This window comes from Mesorhizobium sp. A623, from assembly GCF_054489405.1.
In genome coordinates this window covers 1-22,129 of record NZ_JBTMXB010000041.1, presented here as the reverse complement: position 1 = coordinate 22,129, position 22,129 = coordinate 1, and the positions used below count along the sequence as shown (strand labels likewise).

Genomic DNA, 22,129 nt, shown 5'->3' with positions numbered 1-22,129 from the left:
CAGCTTATTCAACAGATCCGCGGCATCGTAAGCATCTTCCTTTGCCAGACCCGACATGACGAGTGAGGGATTTGGCAAAGGCGTATCCGGATCGATAACGGACCAACTACCAGCTGGCTCCTGTTTCACCGTGTGCCGACGTTTCATCGATCGCCCGCGCTATTCCTGTCCACCGTGTTGACTACTCAGTTCCGACCCGCGCATCTGAAAATCAGATGTCAATTCGTCCTGTTCGATGAACCCACGGGATGCGCCAGGCGAACCCCCCGCCCCCCGCCCTCACTTCTCTCATGATCTCCAATAATGGTAACGCCCTCAGCCTTGAAGGCGTTGATGACTCTCGTCAGTGAATCGATGATACCTCGCACATCACCATTGCTGGCTTCCATCCTCTGGATGGTGGGGAGCGAAACGCCGGCTCGTTCAGCCAACGTCTTTTGGTCAATTCCTAGCAGCGCTCGTGCTGCCCGCATCTGTGCAGCGGTAATCACGCTGATCTCCGGATCGAAGGCCTATTGGTTACATTTCCAGGCATTGCTAGAAGCCTCCAGTAGTTGCCTCGTATTTTCACGAAGTTCTGTCGGAGCTGCGGCGAGTATACCAAAAAGCGCTTATCAATACCCCCTTAATTCGTGGAAGAAGAAAAAGTATCATTATTATCACAATTAGAATAGAAATAAGCATTGCAACGACGAAGTTAGATGCAAATAAATCTTGAAAGCCGAAAAATAAAGGAGCCGCAAGAACACCTGCAATAAGCATGGTAAACCAAGGTGCAGCATCATCGGTCGCGATGTCTGAATATCGCTCATTGCAGCTCGAGCACTGGTCTACTTGCTTTAGGTATGCGCGAAACAGTTTTCCCTTACCGCAGTTGGGACAGCGTCCAGCGAACCCACGTGCGAGGGCAAGCTGCAACGCTGGACCAATTTCGTTTTTCTGTGTATTCGCCATTTGATATTCATGTATAATACATGATCTTCAATAGTTCAAGTGCTATTTGTCGCACTTTTCACATGGGGCCATGAAAAGGCTTGCCAATCGCAATCTGCGCACACTTGCACTCATGCACGGCGCTTCATACAAAAGCGACGGTGCCCGCGCTCCGACCTATATCGGCAGAGCCATAACAGATCTTGCCTGTCTCAGAATGTAATAGGAAAGGGCAAATGGCGCCGGTCAAATCATTGAAGAATCCGGGTGACGTCGCTTCTCACGCCAAAAGGACCTGGTTGGCCGGGTGGGTTCAACCGATCGTCGCAACACCTTTAATCTGAGAGTCGGTCCGGAAAGTTATTCAGCTTGAACAGAGCTTTCGCAGCATGAGTCGGATAGACGCCAGTTTGAGGAAGGCGAGCGCGTTGCGCGTCAAACTCTCGAAGTCCTTGGCCAGCCTGCGACATCGCCCCAGCCATGCGAAAGTCCGTTCGACCACCCAGCGCCTCGGCAGAACCTCAAAACCCTTGGCGGTGTCGGATCGCTTGACGATGACGGTCGCAAGTCCAGGCATGGCTTGCTTCTGACCCTTGGCGAAGACAGGTCCCTGATAGCCGCCGTCGGCGAACAGTTTCTTCAAGAACGGATAACGCCCGAACAGCGTCTTCAGGACCAGCACGCCGCCGTCGCGATCCTGGACGTCAGCTGGATGAACCAGCGCGTGCAGCAAAAGCCCTACCGTATCGACGAGGATATGACGCTTCTTGCCTTTGATCTTTTTCCCCGCATCATACCCGCACGGGTCGATGCAACGTCCCCTTTTTCAGCGCCTTTGACGCTCTGGCTGTCGATGATTGCCGCCGTCGGGCTGGCCTCGTGTCCCATCGCCTCGCGGCATTTCACGTAGAGTTCCTGATGAATTCGGCCGAGCGTGCCATCCCAGTTCCACAGGTCGAAATAGCTGAACAGCGTACTCCTGGGCGGCAGGTCCTTCGGCACGGCCCGCCATTGGCAGCCCGTGCTGAGAACATAAAGAAGGCCGTTGAGAACCTCGCGCACATCGACCTCACGCCTGCGGCCGCCGTGCTTGGCAGGCGGTATCAAAGGTTCGACCAGCCCCCATTCCACGTTCGTCAAATCGCTCGGATAGCGCAGACCATCTCGATTGTATTTCCCGCGGTTTGCCTTCGTCCACATCGCGTCCACGCCCTCGTCGAATCAAATCGACTGCATGGAATCACAAGCGATTCATATCGTTCAACTTCTTTTTGGACCGACACTGAGAAGATGAGGAGGTGTCGCATGGTCACGTCACGGGTGTGGTTTACCGCAGAACAGAAGGTCGAGCTTTGGGAACGATGGAAGCAAGGTCAGAGCATTTCGTCGATCTCGCGGGCACTAGAGCGCAGGAACAAGGGCGGCGTTCAGCGGATCGTATCTGTCCATGGCGGCATTGCTCCGTCAGCAAGGCGTAGACCTCCCTTGGCGCTTGCAGAGGCGGAGCGCGAAGAGATATCTCGAGGGATTGCGGCAGGTCTTGCCATCCGCGCTATTGCACGAAGCCTTGGACGATCTCCTTGTCGGGGTCTTTGGCGATTTCCTCGCAAGGTGCCGCGACTCCGGGGGAATAGGCTAAAGCCATATCCCGCTGATTTCCAAGTGGCTTGGTCGCCGCGATTTCCAGTTTTCCTGGGCGCGGATATTCGTGATAATGGAGAGCTGCATCTTGCAGCGCCTTATTCTTGTCTTTTCCGTCGCTCGTCATTGGAGGCCTTTCTGGTTGACCGCACCGGCCGAAACCCGAACAAATTGATTTTCAAGTCTAAGAGCCCGAAGTTTTCTCATCTCGATGCTGCTCGTTCTGCGGACGAAACAGGTCTTTCCAGCTCTGTGGAAGCCGTTGCGGACGCCCGTGGCGATTGACTAATGCACACTCAACCTGAGCCTCGATAAGGATGTCGCGGCCGCGTCGAATAAGTTGCGCCATGAACACACGCGCACTCGACATGCTCGCCGTTGTCGTTTCTATGGTAACGAGATCATCGATGCGGGCCGACCGCTTGAAAGTGATCTCCAGGCGCCGAATGATCCAGACCAGTTGCGCATCGATATCGCTTAGAAACTGGTCGGCGTGTTGAACGCCAACGTGACGCAAATATTCGATCCGGCCGCGTTCCAGGAGCTCCAGATAACGTGCATGATAGACGACACCCGAAAAATCCGTATCTGCATAGTAGATGCGGGCATCAAGTCGATGTCCGGTGTTCGTTAGCTCTCCCGTCAAGCGCGTTTTGTCGTGGGCGGCAAAATTGTTCTTGTTTTCCATGGTTTTTCAAGTCCCAACAATCGGCAGAATTTCATTTGCCATGCACCGCCGGTCTTTCGTCACATGCTCCATGCACAATCAGTCACGTTCTGAGCCCGGCGAGCGCGTGCGCCATATGACGGTCAGAAACAAAGCCTTGGCCCGTGGCAAGACGATTAAGGCGAGCCCAACTGCTAGCAGAGGCCAGAGACTCATCGAAAGCCAGTTCGGCAGTAACGACCGGCTCTCAACCGACAGGGCCACCGGCACAATAATGTGACCTACGATCAGGATTGTAAGCCATGGAGCGGCATCGTCAGATCGAATATGCCCGTAAAGCTCTCCGCAGACAGCGCATTGATCAACCTGCTTGAGGTAGGCACGAAATAGCTTTCCCTTGCCGCAATTCGGACAACGCCCCGCAAGCGCACGTCGAACGGCAAGGAAAAGCTCTGGGCGCGGATGGGTTTGACCGTTGGACGTCACTTGCTTGCTGCTTCCATCAGGGAAAGTAGCCCTTTCAGAATTTCGATCGGCCGTGGCGGACAACCGGGAATGTGAAGGTCGACTGGGAGTACCTTGGAAACGCCGTCCATGACGGCATAGCTCCCGGCGAAACAGCCGCCATTGCGTGCGCAGTCGCCAATCGCCACCCCCCATTTGGGATGAGGCGCCGCGTCGTAGGTCCTTATCATCGCCTCGCGCATGTTCTTGGTGACGGGCCCCGTGATCATCAACACATCGGCATGGCGCGGTGAGGCGACGAAATGGAATCCGAAGCGTTCGATGTCGTAAAAGGCATTGTTCAGCGCGTGCATCTCGAGCTCGCAGCCGTTGCAGGAACCGGCGTCGATCGCCCGGATCGAAAGACTTCGTCCATGCCTCTTGCGGGCAGCCCGGTGGAGGGCCTTGGCCAACTCCTCACCGGCAGCATCGCTTGCTTGCGGCGGGCGCTCGGTTAAGGGCGCCTGCATCAGGCTTTTGAAAAGAAGCATTCGCATGGCAGCTTGCCTTTACAGGTCATGACCGGAATAGGAGCAGTTGAAGGATTTGTTGCACAGCGGGAGATCGGCGACGATGTTGCCTTCGATAACGCCAAGGCCGCCGCCCAGCCCATTCCGTTCGCTTGGAAGGCAAGCGCAAGGCCAGGGCTGACGAAAATAATGCCGATGTTTTCGATCGTACTGTAGGCCAGAAGCCGCTTCAGGTCTTTTTCCATCAGGGCATAGAGAATGCCAAGAACCGCAGTAGCGCTGCCAAGGAGTAGGACCACGATACTCGACCACCAAGTAGGCGGGCCGAGCAGGTCGAAGATGACCCGAATGAAGCCGTAGACGGCAACTTTTGTCATGATGCCGCTCATCAGAGCCGAGACATGGCTTGGGGCCGCCGGGTGGGCGAGCGGCAGCCAGACATGCAAGGGCACCAGACCTGCCTTCGATCCAGCCCCGAGCAACATCAGGATGAGTACGACCGTGGCAATCAACGGCGCTGGCTGCGTGGCGCGCATGGCCTCAAAGGTGTAATTTCCGGTCGGGCCCGCTAGTAGGCCGAAAGCGAGCAGGAGAGCCAAGGTCCCGAAACTCGCCATGACAAGGTAGATGTAGCCGACCCGCGTATTGTCCGGGTCTCGATGGTGGGCTACCACGAGTGCCCATGAAGCGAGCGACATGAATTCCCAAGAAAGCAGGAACGTCAAGGCGTCATCGGCCATCACGACAAGGTTCATGCCGGCCAGGAATGCGGGAAAGAACGGCAGCACGCGATGCGGCGCCAATTCGTGACGACCGTACCCAAGCCCGTAAAGACTGGATATCGAGCCCCCGAGATTGACGACGACGAGGAAGAACGACGAAAGCGCATCAAGTCGAAAATGCGCCGCGATCCAGGGTAATCCAACGGGCAGCGTGACCGTCTGCAGATCTGCCGAATTCAGGACAAGGTGCTGAAGAGCGACCAAGAGCAAAAAACAGCAAACAGCTAAAGTGACCAGATAGATAAGACCGGTCGCAGAGGATCGACGGCTCCGCGTAACAGCCAGCACGGCAGTTCCCAGAAGGGCCGCGTCGCCCCAAAGCAGAGCCTCGACCCCGGAGATCACGCCACGCTCCTCACACTATATCTTGCAGCAGCGTCGTCGCCCTGCACCCTGGCCGGGTCATAGTCGGCTTTCAGCCGCACGCCACGTCCGCCGATCTGACTGGGGGCACCCTCTGCGATCAGCTCCACACCCGCCAGTTCGAGAGCGCCAATGAGTTTCATGAGGGAATCAACTTGCCCGCGGATCATGGCCTCGCTGGCTTCCATGCGCTGAATGGTCGGCACCGAAAGCCCGGACAACTCAGCCAACTTGCGCTGGTCGATACCGAGGAGCGCCCTTGCGGCGCGCAGCTGTGCAGCAGTTATCACGGATCGGTTTCCTCGCTATCGGAGTTGAGACATCATCTCTACACGTTGCAACATACATTAGAAGGTGTTATAGTCAACTAGTGATGTGTGAGATATCTTTATTGATGGCGAACTCGTTATCGAAGAGGCTTCGTCCTGGTGATGAGGCTTGATGCGTCGTGCCGGACGAGCGGACTGTGGAGGGGTAGGTTATGAAGCCAGCTTTTCTGATGCGGTCGAGGCCTGTTTCGCCTCATCTGCAGATTTATCGGCTTTCGATAACCATGCTGATGTCCATCCTGCATCGGATAACCGGCGCCGCACTCTATGCAGGAACGCTGTTGCTGGCATGGTGGCTGGTAGCCTTGGCTTCGGGCGCCGCGCCCTATGCTGCATTTCAGGCTTTTGCCGGTTCGTTTTTCGGAAAAACCCTCCTGCTCGGTTACACTTGGGCGCTCATCCATCATCTGTTGGGCGGCCTTCGGCATTTGCTCTGGGATGCCGGACGCGGCTTGGACGCCCGATCGGCAACGACGACGGCCTATGCCACAGTCGTCGGCTCGCTTTTGCTGACCACGGCGCTGTGGCTGGCGGTGGGAGCGGTGGCCCTATGACTGACATGCTGACGCCTCTGAAGCGGGTCCGCAGACTGGGGTCCGCACATGCTGGCACCAAGCACTTCTGGATTCAACGTGTCACGGCCTTCGCGAACGTGCCGCTCTCAGTGTTTCTGATCGGCCTTCTGGTAGTGCTCGTTCGGGCCGACTACCCGACCGCCCGCAGCGCGGTCGCCTATCCCGCAGTGGCGATCGGCTTGTTGCTGCTCGTCCTGTCGGGGCTCTGGCACATGTGCATTGGCATGCAAACGATTATCGAAGACTACGTGCACAACCGCGCCGTGAAGATAGCCGCGCTGGCTCTCAACATCGCCTTTTCGGCCGCCGTCGCCGTCACGTGCCTGTATGCCGTGCTAAAAGTCGGTTTCGGCAATTAGCGGACGCAAGTGAGCATCTTATGAAAAGAACCAACGCATACCAATTCACCGATCACACTTTCGACGTCGTTATCGTGGGCGCGGGCGGAGCGGGCTTGCGCGCCACCCAAGGTTGTGTCGCCGCCGGCCTCAAGACAGCATGCATCACCAAAGTGTTTCCAACACGAAGCCACACGGTCGCAGCACAGGGCGGCATTGCGGCAAGCCTTGGCAATCTCGCCGAAGATAATTGGCAATGGCACATGTACGACACCGTGAAGGGGTCGGACTGGCTGGGGGACCAGGATGCCATCGAATATATGTGCCGGCAGGCGGTGCCGACCGTTATGGAGCTAGAGCACGCAGGCATGCCTTTCTCGCGCACCCAGGAAGGGAAAATCTATCAACGCCCGTTTGGCGGGCATATGAGCAATTTCGGCCAGACTCCCGTTCCGCGTGCCTGTGCGGCGGCGGACCGAACCGGCCATGCCCTGATCCACACGCTTTACGGCCAGGCTTTACGTTTCGGGGCCCAGTTCTTCGTTGAGTATTTCGTGCTCGATCTCATCATGGTCGACGGGCAGTGTCGCGGCGTTATCGCGTGGTGCCTGGATGACGGATCACTGCATAGATTTCGCGCGCAAACGGTGATCCTGGCGACGGGCGGCTATGGCAAGATCTACTATTCCTGCACTTCCGCTCACACGTGCACCGGCGACGGCGGCGGGATGGCTTTGCGCGCGGGTTTGCCGTTACAGGACATGGAGTTCATGCAATTTCACCCGACGGGCATCTACGGGGCAGGCTGCCTCATCACGGAGGGCGCGCGCGGCGAGGGAGGCTATCTGGTCAATTCGGAAGGCGAGCGATTTATGGAGCGCTATGCGCCCTCCGCTCGCGATCTGGCCTCTCGTGACGTCGTCTCGCGCGCCATGACCGTCGAAATTCGTGAAGGACGCGGGGTAGGGCCGAACAGGGATCACATTTACCTTCACCTCGATCATCTCGATCCTGCCATTTTGCACGAGCGCCTGCCGGGCATCTCGGAGTCGGCGCGCATTTTCTCCGGCGTAGACGTCACGCGGGAACCCATACCCGTGTTGCCGACTGCGCATTATTGCATGGGCGGAATCCCCGCAAACTATCACGGCGAAGCGATCGGCGCGGCAGGGGGTGATCCCGACTGCATTGTCCCAGGCCTCATGGCGATCGGCGAAGCGGCGTGCGTATCAGTGCACGGCGCCAACCGGCTTGGGTGCAATTCGCTGCTTGACATTGTGGTTTTTGGTCGAGCTGCAGCCTTGCGCTGTGCCGAAACCCTTGTCGCCGGCGCCTCACAGCCGACGCTTCCCGCCAATGCCGGTGAAGCCACGCTGGATCGATTCGATAGATTGCGCTTCGCCGATGGCGGCACCCCGACACCGCGCCTCAGGGCAAAGATGCAAAAGACCATGCAGAGTTATGCAACAGTGTTTCGCACCGCCGACATCCTCAAGGAAGGTCGAGAAAAGCTGCAAGAAGTGTGGGACGGGCTCGCTGACCTGCGTGTTTCCGATCGATCCATGATCTGGAATTCCGATCTGGTTGAAACCCTTGAGCTGGAAAACCTTCTGCTCCAAGCCACCACGCTGGTTGATTCCGCAATCGCTCGGACCGAAAGCAGAGGGGCTCACGCTCGGGAAGACTATCCTGAGCGTGACGACAAGAACTGGATGGTCCATACGCTGGCCAGAACAGATGAAAAGGGCCACGTCACCCTGAGCTATCGTCCGGTTCATGCCTACACTCTCACGCGCGACATCGATTATATCGAACCCAAGGCGCGCGTGTACTGAGAACCCCGCAAGCGCCGCCGCAGATTTCCAAAGGAACCGACGATGGTCCAACTGACTTTGCCAAAGAATTCCATCATCGGCGCTGGCCGAGTTTTCAAGGATGAATCAGGCGCCACCAGGCTGAAACGGTTCCGCATCTACCGCTGGAATCCGGATGACGGCAAAAACCCGCGGATCGACACTTATGAGGTCGATCTTGCCAAATGCGGCCCGATGGTTCTCGACGGGTTGATCAAGATCAAGGAGGAGATGGATCAAACCCTGACCTTCCGTCGATCATGTCGCGAAGGTGTCTGTGGGTCCTGCGCCATGAACATCGATGGAACGAATACGCTTGCCTGCACAAAGAGTATCGATGACGTCGCTGGCGATGTGAAAATCTATCCGCTGCCCCATATGGCGGTGATCAAGGATTTGGTTCCGGACCTGACCCATTTCTATGCGCAGTATGCATCCATCAAGCCCTGGCTGCAGACGGAGACGCCGGAGCCTCAAGGCGAATGGAAACAAAGCCATGAGGATCGCGAAGAACTCGACGGACTTTATGAATGCATCTTGTGCGCTTGCTGCTCCACCTCGTGCCCGAGCTACTGGTGGAATGGCGAGCGATATCTTGGACCCGCGGCATTGCTCCAAGCCTATCGATGGCTTGTCGACAGCCGCGACGAGGGAACAGGTGAACGCCTGGATAATCTCGAAGATCCGTTTCGGCTTTACCGCTGCCACACCATCATGAACTGCACCCAGACATGTCCCAAAGGGCTGAACCCTGCAAAAGCCATTGCCAAGGTCAAGATGATGATGGTGGAGCGGCAAATCTAAGACACACGAACGGTTCCCATGATCAAGATTGCCAAGTACCATTCCGATTTCGGCAGGATCGATATCCTGCAGGCAAAGGATACCGGGTCCTTTATCTACCGGCAGGGTGGTTGCCTTCAAAGTGAGTGCGACCAAAACGGTGTGAGTGTCGTCCCTTACATCCATGCGATTTTCGGACTTCTGGCGCAAAAGCAGACCGCCGACGTATTGATGATCGGCGGCGGCGGCGGCTGCTTGGCCACCATGCTCGATCGCGTTGGGGTGCGGGTCACGATCGTCGACGTCAATCCAAAGGCCTTTCAGATCGCGCGCCGCTATTTTGGACTGCCCCGTCACGTCGATTGCTGTGTCGCCGACGGAGAGGAATTTTTTCGAGCGGAACGTCAACGCTACGACGCGATCGTTCTCGATGCCTATGTAGGAAGGCGGATTCCCGAGCATCTAAAGACCGAAACGTTTTTCAGATTAGCACGGAGCCATCTCAAAACTTCGACCGGCTGTTTGATCGCAAACGTTCATGTCCGCCATGATTTGGATCAGCTGCCCGACCGCTTTGCCGCCAAGCTTAATACCGTCTGGAGAGACGTCAGGCTGCTTGACATTCGAGGTGTGCCGGATCGGAACGCCATCGTTATGGCGGGCAAAGTTAGCAATCTGGTGCCGCCGCGTTTGTTGATGCCGCCTGAGGTGTCAGCAGGCGAGATCGCCTGGGACCTTGCTCGGCTGGCATTCCGACCTTGGCACCTTCATCATCGATCGACCGAGATGCAAAAATAGCCTCTGCATTATCACCGCGAGAGGTCGCATTTCGGTCGCGATAGAATTTCGCGGGCAATTGCATGAAGGAATCTTTCATGGCCGGTAAATCGAAGCGAACGCTGTATCCGAGCAGGATAAACAAGGACAATCTGTTCAACCTGCCCAAGCACCCGCCTGCAGGGAAAAACGGCACGAACAACCGGCTGCGATCCATGATCGATGCGGAGAAAGCAGAACGCGACGCCAAGACGGCTCGCCTGCGGACACTAAGATTGGCGAATGCAGAAAAATGAATCTACAAACGACGAGGTTGGCGCTGATATCTTGGCCAGGCGGCCTACCTCGCTGCTATAGCGGCAGCCATCGCAACGATTTTGGTGCTCGTCTTTCATACTTAGTCTGCCGCGTCCAGCTAGTAAGCTCACCTGGTCAAGGCCGTCTACACCCATTTCGCAAGCAGCGATGCTTGCCATCCCCCGCATGAGAAATCATATATTCGTCGCGAGCAGTGATGCCTAAAACATGAGTATCCAGTGGCGGGCTACAATATGTCCTTGGCATCGGGAACGTCAGCCATTAAAAGGGTTGAATGACTCAACGCTACAAATTGGATTGTGGGCCAACCGGTACTTGGGCCGTCCTCGATACCGTCACCCAACGGCCCGCCGAAATGGGAAGCCGTACAATCATTGGCCTGAACAGACGAGACGCCGAGGAGCTCGCTCAACTTCTGAACGCACTGTCGGTGCAAAGACAGGAGGCTGAACCCGAATGCCGCTAGCTTGGCCGGTCAACTTAGTTGCAGATGATATCCAGTCTTGAATCGAACACAATTGGCCGCGGGGCTTCAACCAAACAGGACGCCAACGGATTCATTTATTTTTCACTTAGGGTCTTTGGACAGGCTGACATATAATGCACACCAATGGAGTTGCGATTACCGGAATCGGCCTGCTCTCGTCGTTAGGAGAAGGCGTCGATGCCCACTGGGACGCACTCAACGCGGACGCCGGACCTTATGTCGATACGGTCTCTTTCCGGCCTTACACCGTTCATCCCTTATGCGAGGTAGACTGGAGCGTTCAGATCCCGAAGCGCAGCGATCAGCGTCAAATGGAGAACTGGCAACGCATCGGGACATATGCCGCCGGGCTGGCACTCCATGACGCCGGCATCAAGAACGATTCCGGTCTGTGTGCGAAAATGGATCTCATCGTGGCCGCGGGAGGGGGCGAACGAGATGTTTTGGTCGATACGCAAATCTTGGCCGAAGCGCGCGTGCGGCAAGATCATGAGATTCTGCTGAATGAAAAGCTTTCCACCGAGCTCCGCCCCACCCTGTTTCTGGCACAGCTTTCCAATCTGCTCGCTGGAAACATCTCCATCGTCCACAATGTGACGGGATCCTCACGCACATTCATGGGTGAGGAAGGCGCCGGCATTTCGGCTATCGAGACGGCTTCTGCCCGCATCCGAGCCGGTCAAAGCACGCACGTGCTCGTCGGCGGCTCCTACAATGCTCAGCATCCAGCCATGCTACTAAGCTATGAACTCAATCGCATGCTTAAACTTGACGGCTGGAGCCCTCTTTGGCAACGAGAAGGCTCGGAAGGCGGCGGACTCGTTACCGGTTCCGGCGGCGCGTTCCTCGTGCTCGAAAATGAGCAGCACGCAGCACAGCGTGGTGCGCGTGTTTATGCCGTCATTGATAGCGTGTTTAGCACACAGGTATGCCGTAAACAGAAGCAGTTGCGCGATACTGTTGCAACATTGGTTGCCGCCGCAGCCGTCGACAGAGCTACTGACCTGGTCATTACAGGGGCGAGTGGCGCCAAAGATGTCACCGCTGCGGAGAAAGCGGCTCTCGACATGATGGCTGCTCCTGTTCGTGGCATTGCGGGCAAGTTCGGCCATCTGCGTGAGGCGCAGTTTCTGCTTGCTGTTGCCCTGGCCGCCTTATGCGTATCCAAAGGAGCCGCAATCCCGCCGATAGACGCACTAAGCGAGAAGCCTGCGCCGAGCGGAATGGAGTCGGCTTTGGCAATTTCCATCGGAGCAACGCGGGCCGAAGGTATTGCACGCCTCATTAGGGCCTGACGATTGAATGTCAAAATATGAAGATCATCTCGGCCGACCGTTGGTTGCCATCACCGGACTCGGTGTTGTCTCATCGCTCGGGGTCGGTAAAGAGCAGAATTGGTCAGCGCTCGTTTCGGGCACTTCAGGTATTCACGCGATCAGTCGATTTCCTGTCGATAATTTAAGGACGCAGATCGCCGGCACAGTAGATTTTCTTAAAGAAAGTACCAGAGGCCCAACTGCGCTATCGCGAAAATTAGCGATATTGGCCGCTGCGGAAGCGATCTCACATGCCAAGGTTCCTACCGGTGATTTCGGGGGACAACTTTTCCTCGCCGCTCCGCCGGTGGAACTCGAATGGAGGGACCGATTCACGCTCGACGCTACCGCGAGGTCGGAAGGAGCTCCGGGGTACGCAACCTTGCTCGCTGCGTGCCGCCGAGCGCCACAAATCCACATGTTCCAAACCGTCGAGTTTGGCTACATTGCGGCCGAGATCGCAGATACGTTTGGAACGCGCGGCCTTCCGGTTACACTCTCCACCGCATGTGCTTCTGGCGCAACCGCCATCCAGCTTGGTGCGGAGGCCATTCGGCGCAGGGAGTGCGACCGCGTTCTATCGATTGGTACTGATGGCTCCGTCACTGCTGAAGCTTTGATCCGGTTTTCGCTGCTTTCCGCTCTCTCGACCCAAAATGATCCAGCGCACAAAGCCGCGAAGCCTTTTTCCAAAGACCGCGATGGCTTCGTCATGGCAGAAGGGGCTGGTGCCCTTGTGATGGAATCGTTGGAAGCTGCCATCGCCAGAGGGGCTCCCGTTCTTGGGTTCCTGCGAGGAGCCGGCGAGAAGGCCGACGATTTCCATCGAACTCGCTTGAAGCCTGATGGCTCTTCGGCCGTGGAAGCAGTCCGCACCGCGTTGAAAGATGCCGATTTGCGGGAAGTCGACGTCGACTATGTCAATGCGCACGGCACTTCGACTCCGGAAAATGACAAGATGGAGTATCTCGCGCTATCTTCTGTTTTTGGAGATCGCCTTTCCTTGCTTCCTGTTTCTTCAAACAAATCGATGATTGGCCATGCGCTGACGGCCGCTGGAGCGATCGAGGCTGTATTTTCCTTGATGACCATTCAAAATGGGATCATCCCGCCGACGATCAATTATGATGTGCCTGATCCTGCAATCGGGCTTGACGTTGTATCAAATGTTGCTCGCCCTTCGAAGGTCACATCGGTACTTTCAAATTCCTTCGGCTTCGGCGGACAGAACTCATGTCTCGTCATTGCGGGGGAGCCGGCTTAGCCGTTAGAATAAAGTTGTTGGCGAGTTCGCCCTCGCAAAATCGCTCGATGAGATTTTACACCGCCATGCCTAAACCAGATACAGATCGCGAACCTATTTCGAGAATATTGTTTAGAAGCACCGTTTCCGCAGTGCTTACGATGGGTGTGGGCGTTACTCTCTACGTGTCTATAGGTCCAACCGTTATTGCTGCTGTTTTGTTCGCATTGGCATGCGGCGTTATCTCCATTATAGCATCATATATATAGAAAATAGAAAACGCGATCCGTGCCTGACAATAGAGAAGCCACAGAATCGCAGCAGAGGTTATCCTTGCCGCTTTCGTCGCCGCTCGTCGCTATAACAGAATTGAGCGACATGCCGGTCAAAACGCAGCGAAAACCCCTTGGAAGTATCAAGGGCTGCACCGGCTTTGGAACCTCCCTTGCAAAGGGGGCGACAAGTGCCGGCAAGAGCGCAGAGGGCCGTAATCTGGCTCAATGAACACACGTTCACCTGGCCCGGCATCAAGAATGGCTTGATGACATTGGGCCACGCGCAGTTTGAGGCGCTATTTGCCGGGCTCGACTGGCGTCGGGTTCCTGCCGTTGAGATGAGGGCGCCGGAAGCTACCGAATAGGCGCGGCCAGGCATGCGACTGGCCTCGCTATTTTGCCCGCGTCAACGAGCTTAGAGCTCGAACCGTCACGCCTCAAAACCTGACAAATGCGATCATTCCCGCCCCTTCATCCAGACCGGAAACAATATCCCTACAACCCAAAGCTGCCGTCGGCGACCCTCTTGAACAGAGTGCACAACGTAACGTCCGGCTCGTCGGCCCTAAATTTCTTCCAGATAAAAAAATCAAATTTCGTGAACTCAGTATCCGGACGAAAGAGCGGGACAGCCTGGCCAAAACTGTCGAGACGCTGATTAAGTTACGGTAGGACGACTCCTCTCGCGTCAAAGGCCGATCGGGAGTTACCAATTGAGGTGCGCGCTAAAGCCGTCCGGCTCAGTCGGTTATGGCGCTGCGGTTACCGGGCTCGATATTGTGGCCTCTGCCGCTGCGCGATTCCAGCATTTGCGCCTTGGAGAGCTCTGCTTCAGCCTCGCTCAGGGACGGCTCGGCTGCGGTTCTCTGCCGCTGAAGGTCCGATTGCGAATTCTTGAGGTTGTCGCGACGCAGACGAACAGCCTTGGCAAAGGTTGGATAGGCAAAATGGTTGATGTCAGAGATGCCGACCTTTTTTTCCTCTGCATCGATCTGGTAGTCCAGTTCTCGCACCATTCGTTCGAAGTCGGCAATCATCATGTCGAGCTGCAGACGCTGCCGCCGCTTTTCATTCACCTGAAACTGCCTCAGTCCGACAAGATTGCCACGTGGTCTCATGTCTCGGTACTCCGGTACTCACACTCGCTTCCATCAAACTGCTTCGTTCAGCCTGTCAAGCTCGACCTTCAACAACTCTTACGGATTCCGGCACGGCAGAAATACATTTTCGAAATCCTTGGCGATAGCCGCATTGATAGCATGCGCGCGAGAACTTAAGGTGCGGTAAAAAGGCGGAATAGGACAATAAACGTGACCTAGTCAAACGCACGAGGTAAGGCACGGGGCCTAAGCCCCTTCCCCGCGAAATTCTCCACTTGACATGGTCAGGCTAGCCAAAGTCAATCTCCTCAGCGGTTGACCTTTCCTATCGCAGGGCCACGCTAGCAGCGGCTGCCCAGCACATGGAAGAAGACGAATGACACACCGCCCACAATCTTCGCCACAGTTCTATTTGACCGCCCCGACGCTCTGCCCGTATCTGGAAAGCCAATTCGAGCGAAAGATTTTCACGCATCTTGTCGACGGGAAAGCAGCCGAACTGAATAATCACTTGTCACAAACCGGGTTCCGGCGATCGCAGAACATTGCCTATCGACCGGCTTGCGAGACCTGTCACGCCTGCATATCGGTGCGGATCCTTGTCAAGGAATTCAATAAGACCCGCTCTATGCAACGGGTTTGGCTACGCAACAGGAACCTGATCAGTTTTACCCATAAGGCTCAGGCATCAACCGAGCAATTTACCCTCTTCCGACGTTATGTGGATGCGCGGCATCGTGCAGGTGGAATGTCCGAAATGGACATCCTCGAATATGCGAAGATGATCGAAGATACGCATGTTAATACACAGGTAATTGAATACCGACGCCGCAGACCGGGCCCGCTGACGGACAATGCCAGCGACGGTGTGCTCGTCGCTGCCGCGCTGACCGACATCATGGCTGACGGTCTGTCGATGGTCTATTCCTTCTACGACCCCGATGACAGAGGCACGTCGCTCGGAACGCTCATGATCCTTGATCACATCAATCGGGCGCAAGCTTTGAGGCTGCCCTATGTCTATCTCGGGTATTGGGTCGAAGGCTCCTGCAAGATGCAATACAAGATCCGCTTCACCCCCCAGGAGCATCTAGGCATCAACGGTTGGGAACGACGCGCCTGATCCAAACGTCAGTGTCATTCAATGCGAACTGGATTCCAGCTACGGATTCGATTGCATGTGTTCGATAGCGCTAGAGCGGTTTTTCCTTAATCGGAGTCAAGTAGCGACAGACTTACGCCTTTCTGGCACGAACGAATAGGCCGGCTTCTCAGGCCTCCTGCCAGCGCTAGGCTGGACAAGCCGTTCGCCTTGAGGTCGCCATACCCGACGACGGGGTGTCAACGAGCCATCAGGATCGGCAGCGCCGCTTCGTCGATCATCGACTTGGTCACGCCACCGAATATCCGTTCCCGGAGCCTCGAGTGCCTGTATGCTCCCATCACGACCAAATCGGCTGATATGTCGACGGCATGTTGACGAAGGACTTCGGCGACGGTGTAGCCGAAACTCGGCAAGCGATCGACCGTGACCTTGCAACCGTGGCGGGCCAAATAAGCGGCGATGTCCGCGCCTGGTTCAGGGCCATTGCCGCTGTAGGTGGATTGAGGATCGACGAGCGTCACGTGCACGCTGTCTGCGGCCGACATGAGATCGATCGCTTCGCGTGCGGCGCGCGCGGCCTCAATGCGCGAATCCCACGCCAGCAGGACGACCTTCGGCTTCAAAGTCGGCTTGGAACCCGATGGAACGACTAGAAGCGGCCTACCGTCGAAGCGGCCCCGACGCACAACATGGTCGTGACCAGAAGCCCCAAGACGGCTTTCGACAATGACGCCGGCAGCCCGGCAAACTTCTTCAATGACTGATACACCCGCCCGCCCGTCGCCGCTCTTGATGAACTGAAGCCGAACGAGCCGGCAGCGAGGGTACGAAACTAGGCAGCCACCGTTACGAATTGCTTAAGGCATTCCTAACGCCAGGGATCAAATTGTCTCGTCCGATCCCTGAACCTCTGGAGAGCGTCCCGGCTTTTGATCGGCGAGGGAATCCGACTTCACCCAAATGGCAAACTCGCCGTCCGAAATGCCATTCTCCTCGCTGCAGTCGTTGCGCCCTGCTTGAACGAAGGATGACTGTTCTTCATAGCAGCCGGCGTTTGAATAGCCTGACACCCGTGACCATCCTTTGCTCGTCTCATAGACAACGACCGTCTCGCGGAAGAATAACCTACCGATAATGCCGCATTCCATCGACGGGCAACTGCGCCGCTTCGCATTATCGGCCGCGACCCACATCCGGCTTTCCGCTTGAACGGGCTGGAGAAAGGTCCCCAAGGCCAACAGCATCGCGATCAGAACCAGAACGGTTTCCTGTCGCTGGTAGATCACCTGCTCTGCGCCTACACGTGGTGGACCACGCCGCGCCATCCTGCGTGTCCATCGCGGCCAAACACGTTCTGACGCGGGTGGATGCCTGCAATAGAAAAAATCTCATGCTTACACTCCGTCAATCTTCATACCGCTATGTGAGCACTGAGCCATATTCGGTCGACCATAATCGTCGATCTCTTTAGGAATCGAGAATGAATTCCCTGTGAGCTGCTCAGATCCGACGCAAACCCCTGAGCTTTCGTCAACCCGCCAGGGTGTCAGCCATGCCGGATTCCGCATGCGCGCCATCTTTTATTGTGGCTTCATCACCGCACTACTTTTCGCTGCGCCAACCGGCCTCAGAGCCGAGGCCAGTGCCCTTCCTATTCCCCGTTTTGTCTCGTTGAAAGGTTCGCCCGCCAATCTTCGTATCGGGCCAGGTGTTCAATACGATATCGAATGGACCTTCGTTCGTCCGGGCATACCGCTCGAGATCTACCAGGAATATGGCAATTGGCGTCACGTGCGGGATTGGGAAGGAACCAGTGGATGGATATATGGTCCGCTCCTGTCCGGGCGCAGGACAGCAGTTACAGCCCCTTGGGACAGGAACAATATCGCGCTGCGCAAAAAACCCACAGCCGAAAGCCCGGTCACTGCCTGGCTCGAACCTGAAATTCCTATCGAACTGGTTCGCTGCGACGGGCAATGGTGCAGGGTCGCAGTCGATACAATGGCTGGCTTCGTCAAACAGACACGCTTGTGGGGTGCCTATCCCGGCGAAGTGCTGTGACCGGTAATCGTTTCTTCGGAAATCGAATAGCGGACTGCGAACTCCGCAGACCCAGCCAAGACCGCAGAAGATACAGCGACCTCCTTGAGGAGGGTCTCGGTCGCTGCGTCACGCCGGTTACCCGGCAAGACCAATCGGTACCGATCGTGGCCGAGATGTTCACTCGCTGGGATAGGGAACTGCCGCGCCTGTCGGGAAAATCCAGACTGGCCGAGACCATCCGCTACGCCACCAGCCGACGGGCGGTTCTCGATCGCTTCCTCGCCGATGGGCGTATCGAAATCGACTCCAATATCGTCGAGGCGCCATCCGACCCAGACCATCACAAGAAAGAACGCGTTGTTCGCCGGCTCTGATGGTGGTGGCCGCACATGCGGTTCTGGTCGCGGCCATCGTTATCGGTATCATCGCGGTGATCCGGAAATACCGTCCGCACTGGCCCTCCTTCATCATAGCCGTCGCCGTTACGGCGATCGGCGCGGCACTGCTCGGACTTCCGATCGAGACGATCGGAACGCGGTTCGGCGGCATCCCCCAGTCAATTCCGATGCCCCATCTGCCGGTGATGTCTTACGCGAAGGTCATCGACGTGCTTCCCAACGCCCTGTCGTTTGCGCTGCTGGGCTGCATCGAAAGGGTGTTGTCACGGTAACGGCTTGTTCGGACCCGCTGCGATAGACGCACACGCATGAACACCTCGCCCATCTGCTACAAGCGCCACCGTTTTCCGCACCAGATCATCGCCCATGCGGTGTGGCTCTACTTTCGCTTTCCGCTCAGCCTGCGCTTGGTCGAGGAAATGCTGCTGGAGCGCGGCATTGTCGTTTCCTATGAGACAATCCGCCGATGGGGACTGAAATTCGGCCCGGACTATGCCCGTCGGTTCCGAAGGAAGCGCCCAGACCAGAACGATACCTGGCATCTGGATGAAGTCGTCATCAGCATCGCAGGCAAGAAACATTGGCTTTGGCGGGCCGTCGATCAGGATGGATATGTCCTTGACGAGTTCGTCCAGAACCGCCGCAACACCAAGGCTGCTAAGCGATTGCTGATGCGCCTGTTGAAGAAACAAGGTGTCGCGCCAAAGCGCATGATCACAGACAAATTGCGATCCTATGGGGCAGCCAGGCGACAAGTGATGCCGGGGGTAGAGCACCGGTCGCACAAGAGGCTCAACAATCGAGCTGAGAATTCGCATCTGCCGCTGCGAAAACGCGAAAGAACAATGCAGGGCTTCCGATCACCAGGAAGCCTCCAACGCTTCATCTCGATCTTCTCGGCTCTTCGCAATCTGTTCGTCCCGCCCCACTCAAAACGCTCTGCTCTCGCCATCTACATTCATCGCCTGCAAGCGATGGCGGAATGGAACGCCGCAGTTGGGAAACTCGCGTGAATTGAGTACCACCGGGATCGGCGCGATCATTTTCAGATAACGTGACAACACCCATTGAACTTGTTGGGCCATGGACTGAAACTGATGGCCGCGCCAAGCAACGGTTTGCGCGTGTTGGGGTAACGGACGCTTTCCTGCCCGACAAGTTCCAGTATGATACGGCGTCTAACAGCTACGTTTGTCCGGAAGGCAAGATACTCACCGCTCGCTATGGCCATGTGCGACCTGGAAGAAAGATGGTGCGTTATCTGGCCAGCCCGACCGATTGTCGGCCATGCCCCAGTCGCCGCCAATGTTGCTCAGGCAACCAGCGCTATGGGCGATCGATTGTCGTTACACACGAGGACCCTGTAGTGAGTGCGTTCCGCTCTCGGAAAAATTCGCCAGAGACAAAAGCGTTAATCCGCGAACGTGGGCGTGTCGCAGAGTTCGTCAATGCGTGGCTGAAAGACAAGCTTGGCCTGCGGCGCTTTCGTGTACGCGGGTTGGCAAAGGCAGGAACGGAAGCCCTGTGGGCTCTGCTGGCCTACAACATCCGGCAATGGATCCGCCTGCGCTGGAAGCCACGAATTATAGCGGCCACCGCCTGAAGACCAAGCCTGCAAGCACGACTAACCGCAGAAATTGGTCCCCGAAGGCCCCTTGCACATCGTAGTCATCGGTTTGCTCTCACATCCCTGGAGCGATGCTAGCTTTGAACACTATCCGGTAGAAAACCTAATAATTTCACAGGTCGTGAATGGTCGTGTGGTCGACAGCCATGCCCCGCTCGGCCATCATCTCTTCCAGATCACGCAGGCTCAGACTGTAGGCCAGGTACCAGCGCACGCAAAGCAGGATCACCGATTGGTCGAACTGGCGGCCCTTGAACATTCAATCCTCCGATAATGTCAGAGGCTCTCCTTGCCACAGTGCCCGTATTCAAAACCTTGCAACACAACCCATTCCACTCTCTGGGACCGAAATCTCGGACTGACCCCTTGCTTTCGTCTGCCGCGCACTGATGAACGGCGCGTTCGAGCTTCATAGCCGCCATCCTTCCTCGGCGATACACTATCTTACAGAGCTGCCACCTTGCAGCCGCGGGCTGCATGTACCGCGTTTTCGAGCCAGGCGAGAAGCCGCGGCTCAGTACAGGCGGTGACGTTGAAGCGCATCCAGGGCGAAGGTTCCAGGTGCGGCCTGAATACGTTTCCAGGCGCCAGCATGATGCTGTCGGCAAGCGAACGCTCGGCCAGCGCCAGCGAATCCGCCACGCCGGGCACGCGCGCCCACAGGAACATACCGGCGGTGGGTTCGGAAAAGAGCTTCATGCCGATGCGCTCGAAGGCGCGCACGGCGTCGCACCGCGTCTCGTCGAGGCGCTGGGTCACGCGCGCTAAATATTTGCGGTAGTGACCGTCGGCCAGCATCAGGTAGAGTAACCGTTCGGCGAACTGCGAACTTGTGATGCTCGTCAGCATCTTGACGTCGGCCAGGTCGTTGGCGAGCGGCAGAGCGCAGGCGATGAACCCGACGCGCAGGCTGCCCGACATGGTCTTGGAAAAACTGCGCACATAGATGACGCGGTCGAGCTGATCGAGCGTCGCCAGCCGCGGTGTCGGGCGCGTCTGCAGATCGCAGAAGATATCGTCCTCGACGACCCGGAAGTTGTGGCGTTCGGCGATCTGCAGCACCTTGTAGGCAACATGGGGACTCATGTCGGTGCCGGTCGGGTTCTGCATCACCGACTGAGTGAAATAGAGTTTTGGCCCGTGCGCTGTGGCGAGTCGCTCTAGCGCCTCGATATCGGGACCGTCTCTGAGCCGTGGCACGCCGACGAGTTGGACATTGGCGAGCCTAAGATTGCCGAAAAGATTGTAGTAGCCGGGATCGTCGACCAGCACGCTATCGCCCGGAGACAGCAAGTGACGTACGATGAGATCGAGCGCCTGACTGACACCATGGGTCAGAACCACCTGAGTGTCGCTGGCATTGATGCCGATCTCCCCAAGCATCAGCGTGAGCTGTTTGCGCAGCGGCAGATAGCCGAACGGATTGCCGTATTCGACCAGATAGGCGCCATTATTGCGGGCCAGCATACTGAGACTCTGGCGAATGCCGGCCTCATCGAGCCAGCTATTGGGAAGCCATGGTCCGCCGGCCAGCATAGTGCCGGGCTCGGCCTCGAGCAACCTGCGAATGAGCCAGACCAGGTCCTCGTTGCGGCGATCGATGTCGGCCTCGGGATGGCTGATATGGACGCGCCGCCGCGCGGTAGTGAAGAACCCCGCGCCCGGTCGTGAATGCAGGTAGCCCATGGCGACCAGCCGGTCATAGGCTTCGACCACCGTGAAGCGGCTGACACTCTGGTCTTCGGCAAAGCGGCGGATCGACGGGAGGCGCGAGCCCGGTTGCAATTGACGCTCATCTATTCGGCGCCGGATTCCTGCCACGATCTGCTCTACCAGCGGGCGGGCGTCGTCATGACTAACCAACAGCGGGAGCATCCGCTCCTCCATAGCTGTACCGGCGGAATGACCAGTACAGCTCCGTATTTTGACCGGCATATTGTCTCTGCCAATCCGGGCGAGTGTTTGACACTGTGCCGGTCATGTCAAGCATTCGCATTGCTCTGGACCTGCCCCGCGCCAAGCGGCGGACGGCACGCGGTGGTGAAGAAGAATCCCAGATGGAAACCAGAAACGACGACTCGAACCGGTGGAGGCGATGATGACCGAGTGGAAGCTGAGCGGATCTTATTTCGAAACCTGCAACTGCGAGACGGCCTGCCCGTGCGTGTTCCTGAGCCCGCCGACAGAGGGTGATTGCACGGC

Annotated in this window: 25 protein-coding genes and 5 pseudogenes; 16 read left to right on the top strand and 14 right to left on the bottom strand. The window is 56.9% G+C overall.

The annotated features are described in order from the left end of the window. Nucleotides 1-218: 218 nt before the first annotated feature. The 3 genes from ACX3P1_RS24435 to ACX3P1_RS24425 all read right to left on the bottom strand — a co-directional run bounded on the left by ACX3P1_RS24435 (nucleotide 219) and on the right by ACX3P1_RS24425 (nucleotide 2,133). Complete coding sequence (locus ACX3P1_RS24435; RefSeq protein WP_459082172.1) at nucleotides 219-491, bottom strand: helix-turn-helix domain-containing protein; 273 nt, start codon at nucleotides 489-491, stop codon at nucleotides 219-221. 76 nt (nucleotides 492-567) lie between these two features. Further along, entirely contained in the window at nucleotides 568-954 is a 387-nt protein-coding gene (locus ACX3P1_RS24430; RefSeq protein WP_459082171.1) for a DUF983 domain-containing protein, read from the bottom strand. A gap of 343 nt (nucleotides 955-1,297) precedes the next feature. Then, a protein-coding gene (locus ACX3P1_RS24425) for an IS5 family transposase (RefSeq protein ID WP_459082170.1) occupies nucleotides 1,298-2,133 on the bottom strand; the annotation gives its coding sequence in 2 pieces (ribosomal slippage) (nucleotides 1,298-1,746 and nucleotides 1,746-2,133; 837 coding nt in all). 105 nt (nucleotides 2,134-2,238) lie between these two features. Between ACX3P1_RS24425 and ACX3P1_RS24420 the strand changes: the two are divergent. After that, nucleotides 2,239-2,532, top strand: a pseudogene (locus ACX3P1_RS24420) (helix-turn-helix domain-containing protein); the annotation flags it as partial. Here ACX3P1_RS24420 and ACX3P1_RS24415 read toward each other — a convergent pair. The 6 genes and pseudogenes from ACX3P1_RS24415 to ACX3P1_RS24390 all read right to left on the bottom strand — a co-directional run. Continuing rightward, a pseudogene (locus tag ACX3P1_RS24415) lies at nucleotides 2,513-2,701 on the bottom strand (hypothetical protein); the annotation flags it as partial. The pseudogenes ACX3P1_RS24420 and ACX3P1_RS24415 sit on opposite strands and share 20 nt — an antisense overlap. A 57-nt stretch (nucleotides 2,702-2,758) precedes the next feature. Beyond that, complete coding sequence (locus ACX3P1_RS24410) at nucleotides 2,759-3,262, bottom strand: YbgC/FadM family acyl-CoA thioesterase (protein ID WP_459082169.1); 504 nt, start codon at nucleotides 3,260-3,262, stop codon at nucleotides 2,759-2,761. A 78-nt stretch (nucleotides 3,263-3,340) separates the two neighbouring features. Beyond that, nucleotides 3,341-3,727 carry a DUF983 domain-containing protein gene (locus ACX3P1_RS24405; RefSeq protein WP_459082168.1) on the bottom strand — a complete coding sequence of 129 codons (387 nt, stop codon included), beginning with the start codon at nucleotides 3,725-3,727 and terminating at the stop codon, nucleotides 3,341-3,343. Next, the gene (locus ACX3P1_RS24400) at nucleotides 3,724-4,242 is read right to left on the bottom strand and encodes an NADH-quinone oxidoreductase subunit B family protein (RefSeq protein WP_459082167.1); all 519 of its coding nucleotides are present in this window, start codon (nucleotides 4,240-4,242) and stop codon (nucleotides 3,724-3,726) included. Before ACX3P1_RS24400 ends, ACX3P1_RS24405 begins: the two co-directional genes overlap by 4 nt. A gap of 80 nt (nucleotides 4,243-4,322) precedes the next feature. Further along, nucleotides 4,323-5,339 (bottom strand): annotated as a pseudogene (locus tag ACX3P1_RS24395) (proton-conducting transporter transmembrane domain-containing protein); the annotation flags it as partial. Further along, on the bottom strand, nucleotides 5,339-5,650 hold the full coding sequence (locus ACX3P1_RS24390; protein ID WP_459082166.1) for a helix-turn-helix domain-containing protein: 312 nt from the start codon (nucleotides 5,648-5,650) through the stop codon (nucleotides 5,339-5,341). The pseudogene ACX3P1_RS24395 and the gene ACX3P1_RS24390, both read right to left, overlap by 1 nt. Nucleotides 5,651-5,841: 191 nt before the next feature. Here ACX3P1_RS24390 and sdhC point away from each other — a divergent pair, with 191 nt between their 5' ends. From sdhC to ACX3P1_RS24350, 8 genes are all read left to right on the top strand, one after another. Beyond that, a complete protein-coding gene (gene sdhC, locus ACX3P1_RS24385; RefSeq protein WP_459082165.1) occupies nucleotides 5,842-6,243 on the top strand; it encodes a succinate dehydrogenase, cytochrome b556 subunit in 402 nt (133 codons plus the stop codon). Further along, a complete protein-coding gene (gene sdhD, locus ACX3P1_RS24380; RefSeq protein ID WP_459082164.1) occupies nucleotides 6,240-6,623 on the top strand; it encodes a succinate dehydrogenase, hydrophobic membrane anchor protein in 384 nt (127 codons plus the stop codon). The genes sdhC and sdhD overlap by 4 nt, the downstream gene beginning before the upstream one ends. Nucleotides 6,624-6,643: 20 nt before the next feature. Then, nucleotides 6,644-8,437 (top strand): succinate dehydrogenase flavoprotein subunit, encoded by a 1,794-nt coding sequence (gene sdhA / locus ACX3P1_RS24375; protein WP_459082163.1) that lies wholly within the window; start codon nucleotides 6,644-6,646, stop codon nucleotides 8,435-8,437. Nucleotides 8,438-8,479: 42 nt separating this feature from the next. Continuing rightward, entirely contained in the window at nucleotides 8,480-9,259 is a 780-nt protein-coding gene (locus tag ACX3P1_RS24370; protein ID WP_459082162.1) for a succinate dehydrogenase iron-sulfur subunit, read from the top strand. Between the two features lie 18 nt (nucleotides 9,260-9,277). Next, the gene (locus ACX3P1_RS24365; protein WP_459082161.1) at nucleotides 9,278-10,036 is read left to right on the top strand and encodes a spermidine synthase; all 759 of its coding nucleotides are present in this window, start codon (nucleotides 9,278-9,280) and stop codon (nucleotides 10,034-10,036) included. Between the two features lie 77 nt (nucleotides 10,037-10,113). Then, nucleotides 10,114-10,311 (top strand): hypothetical protein, encoded by a 198-nt coding sequence (locus tag ACX3P1_RS24360; RefSeq protein WP_459082160.1) that lies wholly within the window; start codon nucleotides 10,114-10,116, stop codon nucleotides 10,309-10,311. Between the two features lie 622 nt (nucleotides 10,312-10,933). Beyond that, nucleotides 10,934-12,115: a beta-ketoacyl-ACP synthase gene (locus tag ACX3P1_RS24355; RefSeq protein WP_459082159.1), complete on the top strand. Its 1,182-nt coding sequence runs from the start codon at nucleotides 10,934-10,936 to the stop codon at nucleotides 12,113-12,115. A 7-nt stretch (nucleotides 12,116-12,122) separates the two neighbouring features. Continuing rightward, nucleotides 12,123-13,400, top strand: coding sequence for a beta-ketoacyl-ACP synthase (locus ACX3P1_RS24350; RefSeq protein ID WP_459082158.1), 1,278 nt, complete (start codon nucleotides 12,123-12,125; stop codon nucleotides 13,398-13,400). 994 nt (nucleotides 13,401-14,394) lie between these two features. Here the strand turns inward: ACX3P1_RS24350 and ACX3P1_RS24345 are convergent. Further along, nucleotides 14,395-14,772 carry a flagellar export protein FliJ gene (locus ACX3P1_RS24345; protein ID WP_459082157.1) on the bottom strand — a complete coding sequence of 126 codons (378 nt, stop codon included), beginning with the start codon at nucleotides 14,770-14,772 and terminating at the stop codon, nucleotides 14,395-14,397. Between the two features lie 358 nt (nucleotides 14,773-15,130). Here ACX3P1_RS24345 and ACX3P1_RS24340 point away from each other — a divergent pair, with 358 nt between their 5' ends. After that, nucleotides 15,131-15,877 (top strand): arginyltransferase, encoded by a 747-nt coding sequence (locus ACX3P1_RS24340; protein WP_459082156.1) that lies wholly within the window; start codon nucleotides 15,131-15,133, stop codon nucleotides 15,875-15,877. A gap of 218 nt (nucleotides 15,878-16,095) precedes the next feature. Here the strand turns inward: ACX3P1_RS24340 and ACX3P1_RS24335 are convergent, their stop codons facing one another. Both ACX3P1_RS24335 and ACX3P1_RS24330 read right to left on the bottom strand, forming a co-directional pair. Continuing rightward, a complete protein-coding gene (locus ACX3P1_RS24335; protein ID WP_459082155.1) occupies nucleotides 16,096-16,482 on the bottom strand; it encodes a universal stress protein in 387 nt (128 codons plus the stop codon). Between the two features lie 258 nt (nucleotides 16,483-16,740). Beyond that, nucleotides 16,741-17,184 carry a hypothetical protein gene (locus ACX3P1_RS24330; RefSeq protein WP_459082154.1) on the bottom strand — a complete coding sequence of 148 codons (444 nt, stop codon included), beginning with the start codon at nucleotides 17,182-17,184 and terminating at the stop codon, nucleotides 16,741-16,743. 241 nt (nucleotides 17,185-17,425) lie between these two features. Here ACX3P1_RS24330 and ACX3P1_RS24325 point away from each other — a divergent pair, with 241 nt between their 5' ends. From ACX3P1_RS24325 to ACX3P1_RS24305, 5 genes and pseudogenes are all read left to right on the top strand, one after another. Then, nucleotides 17,426-17,920 carry an SH3 domain-containing protein gene (locus ACX3P1_RS24325; RefSeq protein WP_459082153.1) on the top strand — a complete coding sequence of 165 codons (495 nt, stop codon included), beginning with the start codon at nucleotides 17,426-17,428 and terminating at the stop codon, nucleotides 17,918-17,920. A 122-nt stretch (nucleotides 17,921-18,042) separates the two neighbouring features. Then, nucleotides 18,043-18,292: pseudogene (locus ACX3P1_RS24320) on the top strand (IS66 family transposase); the annotation flags it as partial. Then, a complete protein-coding gene (locus ACX3P1_RS24315; protein WP_459082180.1) occupies nucleotides 18,276-18,572 on the top strand; it encodes a hypothetical protein in 297 nt (98 codons plus the stop codon). The pseudogene ACX3P1_RS24320 and the gene ACX3P1_RS24315, both read left to right, overlap by 17 nt. Before the next feature lie 36 nt (nucleotides 18,573-18,608). Continuing rightward, on the top strand, nucleotides 18,609-19,313 hold the full coding sequence (locus ACX3P1_RS24310) for an IS6 family transposase (RefSeq protein ID WP_459082152.1): 705 nt from the start codon (nucleotides 18,609-18,611) through the stop codon (nucleotides 19,311-19,313). A gap of 41 nt (nucleotides 19,314-19,354) precedes the next feature. Then, nucleotides 19,355-19,903: a transposase gene (locus ACX3P1_RS24305; protein ID WP_459082151.1), complete on the top strand. Its 549-nt coding sequence runs from the start codon at nucleotides 19,355-19,357 to the stop codon at nucleotides 19,901-19,903. 145 nt (nucleotides 19,904-20,048) lie between these two features. Here ACX3P1_RS24305 and ACX3P1_RS24300 read toward each other — a convergent pair. Both ACX3P1_RS24300 and ACX3P1_RS24295 read right to left on the bottom strand, forming a co-directional pair. After that, nucleotides 20,049-20,186: pseudogene (locus ACX3P1_RS24300) on the bottom strand (IS6 family transposase); the annotation flags it as partial. A gap of 185 nt (nucleotides 20,187-20,371) precedes the next feature. Beyond that, a complete protein-coding gene (locus ACX3P1_RS24295; RefSeq protein WP_459082150.1) occupies nucleotides 20,372-21,814 on the bottom strand; it encodes an aminotransferase-like domain-containing protein in 1,443 nt (480 codons plus the stop codon). Nucleotides 21,815-22,022: 208 nt separating this feature from the next. On the opposite strand from ACX3P1_RS24295, the gene ACX3P1_RS24290 reads away from it, so the two are divergent. Next, nucleotides 22,023-22,129, top strand: a 107-nt coding sequence (locus ACX3P1_RS24290; RefSeq protein ID WP_459082178.1) for a DUF1326 domain-containing protein, incomplete at its 3' end; no start/stop codon positions are given.

Excerpts from the sequence above, each read along its gene's own strand:
- ACX3P1_RS24410 (WP_459082169.1), bottom strand. The coding sequence starts at position 3,262 with ATGGAAAACAAGAACAATTTTGCCGCCCACGACAAAACGCGCTTGACG.
- sdhD (WP_459082164.1), top strand. The coding sequence starts at position 6,240 with ATGACTGACATGCTGACGCCTCTGAAGCGGGTCCGCAGACTGGGGTCC.
- ACX3P1_RS24355 (WP_459082159.1), top strand. The coding sequence starts at position 10,934 with ATGCACACCAATGGAGTTGCGATTACCGGAATCGGCCTGCTCTCGTCG.
- ACX3P1_RS24340 (WP_459082156.1), top strand. The coding sequence starts at position 15,131 with ATGACACACCGCCCACAATCTTCGCCACAGTTCTATTTGACCGCCCCG.
- ACX3P1_RS24360 (WP_459082160.1), top strand. The coding sequence starts at position 10,114 with ATGGCCGGTAAATCGAAGCGAACGCTGTATCCGAGCAGGATAAACAAG.
- ACX3P1_RS24325 (WP_459082153.1), top strand. The coding sequence starts at position 17,426 with ATGCGCGCCATCTTTTATTGTGGCTTCATCACCGCACTACTTTTCGCT.
- ACX3P1_RS24430 (WP_459082171.1), bottom strand. The coding sequence starts at position 954 with ATGGCGAATACACAGAAAAACGAAATTGGTCCAGCGTTGCAGCTTGCC.
- ACX3P1_RS24370 (WP_459082162.1), top strand. The coding sequence starts at position 8,480 with ATGGTCCAACTGACTTTGCCAAAGAATTCCATCATCGGCGCTGGCCGA.
- ACX3P1_RS24345 (WP_459082157.1), bottom strand. The coding sequence starts at position 14,772 with ATGAGACCACGTGGCAATCTTGTCGGACTGAGGCAGTTTCAGGTGAAT.
- ACX3P1_RS24315 (WP_459082180.1), top strand. The coding sequence starts at position 18,276 with ATGGTGGTGGCCGCACATGCGGTTCTGGTCGCGGCCATCGTTATCGGT.
- sdhA (WP_459082163.1), top strand. The coding sequence starts at position 6,644 with ATGAAAAGAACCAACGCATACCAATTCACCGATCACACTTTCGACGTC.
- ACX3P1_RS24365 (WP_459082161.1), top strand. The coding sequence starts at position 9,278 with ATGATCAAGATTGCCAAGTACCATTCCGATTTCGGCAGGATCGATATC.
- ACX3P1_RS24350 (WP_459082158.1), top strand. The coding sequence starts at position 12,123 with ATGTCAAAATATGAAGATCATCTCGGCCGACCGTTGGTTGCCATCACC.
- ACX3P1_RS24295 (WP_459082150.1), bottom strand. The coding sequence starts at position 21,814 with ATGGAGGAGCGGATGCTCCCGCTGTTGGTTAGTCATGACGACGCCCGC.
- ACX3P1_RS24310 (WP_459082152.1), top strand. The coding sequence starts at position 18,609 with ATGAACACCTCGCCCATCTGCTACAAGCGCCACCGTTTTCCGCACCAG.
- sdhC (WP_459082165.1), top strand. The coding sequence starts at position 5,842 with ATGAAGCCAGCTTTTCTGATGCGGTCGAGGCCTGTTTCGCCTCATCTG.
- ACX3P1_RS24330 (WP_459082154.1), bottom strand. The coding sequence starts at position 17,184 with ATGGCGCGGCGTGGTCCACCACGTGTAGGCGCAGAGCAGGTGATCTAC.
- ACX3P1_RS24400 (WP_459082167.1), bottom strand. The coding sequence starts at position 4,242 with ATGCGAATGCTTCTTTTCAAAAGCCTGATGCAGGCGCCCTTAACCGAG.